Origin of the sequence: uncultured Dechloromonas sp., assembly GCF_945957265.1 — a bacterium.
GTDB lineage: Bacteria > Pseudomonadota > Gammaproteobacteria > Burkholderiales > Rhodocyclaceae > Azonexus.
Genome location: NZ_CAMFKO010000070.1, coordinates 1 through 2,742 on the forward strand (window position 1 = coordinate 1; position 2,742 = coordinate 2,742).

3 protein-coding genes and 1 pseudogene are annotated in these 2,742 nt (G+C 67.2%); 1 reads left to right on the top strand and 3 read right to left on the bottom strand.

From position 1 onward, the window contains the following. Positions 1 to 250: pseudogene (locus Q0P59_RS19645) on the top strand (hypothetical protein); the annotation flags it as partial. A 228-nt stretch (positions 251 to 478) separates the two neighbouring features. On the opposite strand, the gene msrA reads toward Q0P59_RS19645, so the two are convergent. From msrA to Q0P59_RS19660, 3 genes are all read right to left on the bottom strand, one after another. Next, positions 479 to 1,027, bottom strand: coding sequence for a peptide-methionine (S)-S-oxide reductase MsrA (gene msrA / locus Q0P59_RS19650; RefSeq protein WP_295009578.1), 549 nt, complete (start codon positions 1,025 to 1,027; stop codon positions 479 to 481). A gap of 68 nt (positions 1,028 to 1,095) precedes the next feature. Beyond that, positions 1,096 to 1,779 carry a transglycosylase SLT domain-containing protein gene (locus Q0P59_RS19655; RefSeq protein ID WP_295009580.1) on the bottom strand — a complete coding sequence of 228 codons (684 nt, stop codon included), beginning with the start codon at positions 1,777 to 1,779 and terminating at the stop codon, positions 1,096 to 1,098. Between the two features lie 236 nt (positions 1,780 to 2,015). Further along, on the bottom strand, positions 2,016 to 2,742 hold a 727-nt coding region (locus tag Q0P59_RS19660; protein WP_295009582.1), incomplete at its 5' end, for a PEP-utilizing enzyme.

The following is a 2,742-nucleotide window of genomic DNA, read 5'->3' on the forward strand; positions in this document are numbered from 1 at the left end:
GTGGGCGCGTATCCGGCGCGAATTGCCTTTCTGGTACCGGCCCCTGCTGCGCGCCACCAACACCGGCATGACCGCCATCGTCGGCCCGGACGGCACGGTGCATGCCGCACTGCCGCCCTTCACCACCGGCGTGCTGAAAGGCAGCGTCCACGCCTACGGCGGCTCGACGCCCTACGGCCGCACGGGCGACTGGCCGGCCATCGCGCTCATCGGCCTGATGCTGCTGGCCGGGCTGTTCCGCAAGCGCTGATCCTTCGTCGCCGCTTCGGCTGGCACGCTCCATGCAAGAAAAGGCCTATCGAAGCCTCGCAGGAGAACGCATCATGGACGGCGGACTGACCGAAATCTTCCTCGGCGTCACGGTTGGCGCCTTTTCACCCCTCGCCCTGATCGCCAGCTGGGAAATGCTGCGCCGCACCAAAACGAGTCATACGGATTAGGCGCTGCACCGCGACGGGTCTCCCGGCGCTCCCGGGCCTCAGTCGGCCTTCAGCCGATCCGCGAAGACCTGGCGCAACTTGACCGCCTTGGGCGCAACCACGGCCATGCAGTAGCCCTGGTAGGGATTGCGGCGAAAATACTGGTGGTGGTATTCCTCGGCCTCGAAGAAAGTCGTGGCCGGCGTCACCTCGGTGACGATGGGACTGTGCCACACCCCCTCGGCGTTCAGGCGGGCGATCATGGCTTCGGCCGCCGCTTTTTGCGCCTCGTCATGATAAAAAACGGCCGAGCGGTACTGGCTGCCGACATCGTGCCCCTGGCGGTTCAGCGTGGTCGGGTCGTGAATGGTGAAAAAGGCGGTGAGCAGCGTTGCGTAGTCGATGATCGCCGGGTCGAAGGCGATGTGCACCACCTCGGCATGACCGGAATCGCCCCGGCACACCGCCTCGTAGCTCGGCTGGGGATCGTGGCCGCCCATATAGCCGGGCAGCACGGAGATCACGCCCTCCAGTTGCTCGAAGGCGGCCTCGAGGCACCAGAAACAGCCGCCGGCCAGGGTCGCCGGGGAAAGTCGGGATGGGGACATGCGGATGCTCGGGGCAGTGGCGATACGGCTCGGACCCCGCATCCGGCAGCGAGTTCCCCGCCCTTCGCTCAGGCAGCGCGCACGCGCTGCGCGGCCTGCTCCAGACGCTGGCGCTCGGCCAGCACCTTGCCCGCATAGCGTCGCCCGGCGTCGCCGAGGGCACCGCCGAATTGCTGCAGGCCTTCCTCCAGCCCGCCCTGCCGACGAATGGATTCCTTCAGCACCCGCGCCCCAACCTGGACATTGGTCACCGGATCGAGGAAGGAGGCGCTTTCTTCCGGCAGCTTGTCCTGGTGGAAGCGCGGCATCACCTGCATCAGGCCCTGGGCGCCGACCACGCTCTGCGAGAAGGGGTTGAACCCCGACTCGACGCCGATGACGGCGATGATCAGCAATGGGTCGATATGCAGTTCGCGGCCGACGTTCTGCGCCGTCGCGAAAATGGGCTGCACCGCCTCGGTGGATACCTTGTAGCGACGGGTCACGTAGTCCATCGCGCCGCGCAGGCGCGGAGCCAGCACCTCGACGACGGCATCTTCCTCGGCCTCGACCGCTTCGGCCTCGTCGACAAGCGCTTCGGCCGGCCACAGTTTCTGAACGAGCGGCACGTCGGGGCCGATGAAGCCGCTCTGGATGCCGATCACCCCGGCGATGAAAACCATGCCGGCAGCCATCAGCAATTTCTGGAAAGCCTCCAGCATCAACGCGGAAACGCGCTGCAGGGAAGGCGAAGTAAGGGTCGTAGCGTTCATGCGACCTCCTTGACTGTTGCCACTGCGAAAAACGACTCCGCAGCGAACGGTTACAGGGGGGCACGACATCGGCGGGAAGCGAAGGGAGGGAGGCTTTCCCGAAAGCGGCACCAGGAGAAGACAGGCGCCGCGCAGCCGATGTTGCACCGCAACATGAATCCAGTTTATTGATTTGCTTGATCTAGGTCAACCAAACACCGCCAACGGAACGGATCGCATGTTGCGTCGCGACAACACTACAAGCGGCTTACCGTCCCGTGCCAGCCATTCACTTCGACCTCGTCGCCGTCTTCGAACATCGCCAGGATGCCCGGCAGATTGACCACCGCCGGCAGCCCGAATTCGCGCGCGACGATGGCGCCGTGCGACAGGTAGCCGCCGGTTTCGACGACCAGTCCGCCGGCCTTGAGGAACAGGGGCGTCCAGCCCGGATCGGTCGACGGCGCGACAAGAATCTCGCCGGGCTGCAAGGCCAGCCCTTCGGACGGATGGCGCAGGCGGCGGATCTTGCCGCGCGCCACGCCGGTGCCGGTGGCGACGCCGCTGAACACCCGCCCATCGCCCGCCTTCGCCGGCCTGGCACCCGTCGCCTGCGACACCGGGACCGCTTGCCCGGCCGGCGCCAGGGCCAGCCATTCGCGCGGCTCGGTCGCCTGCCAGCGGACGAACAGAGCCATCCGCTCCGCCACGCGGGCGCGCAGCCCGGCGAGCGGCAGGCAGCCGAGGACATGACGCTCGATCTCGCCGGGCATCAGATGGAAGACATCGTCGGGCCGGTCGAGCGCCCCGTCGCCGGCCAGCCGCTCGCCGATCAGCAGCCACAGACGCCGGCTGGCGGAAAGCAGGGCAATGATCGCGCTGCGCGCCGCCTCGCGCCGGTTGCTGTCGCGATTGGCGGCCTTGACCTGGGCGCGCAGCAGGGGCCGGTACCAGAAAGGCAATTCGCGCCGGATACGCGCCCAC

What these genes read in the sequence shown, in the direction of transcription:
- msrA (WP_295009578.1), bottom strand. Translation starts at nt 1,027, where the DNA reads ATGTCCCCATCCCGACTTTCCCCGGCGACCCTGGCCGGCGGCTGTTTC.
- Q0P59_RS19655 (WP_295009580.1), bottom strand. Translation starts at nt 1,779, where the DNA reads ATGAACGCTACGACCCTTACTTCGCCTTCCCTGCAGCGCGTTTCCGCG.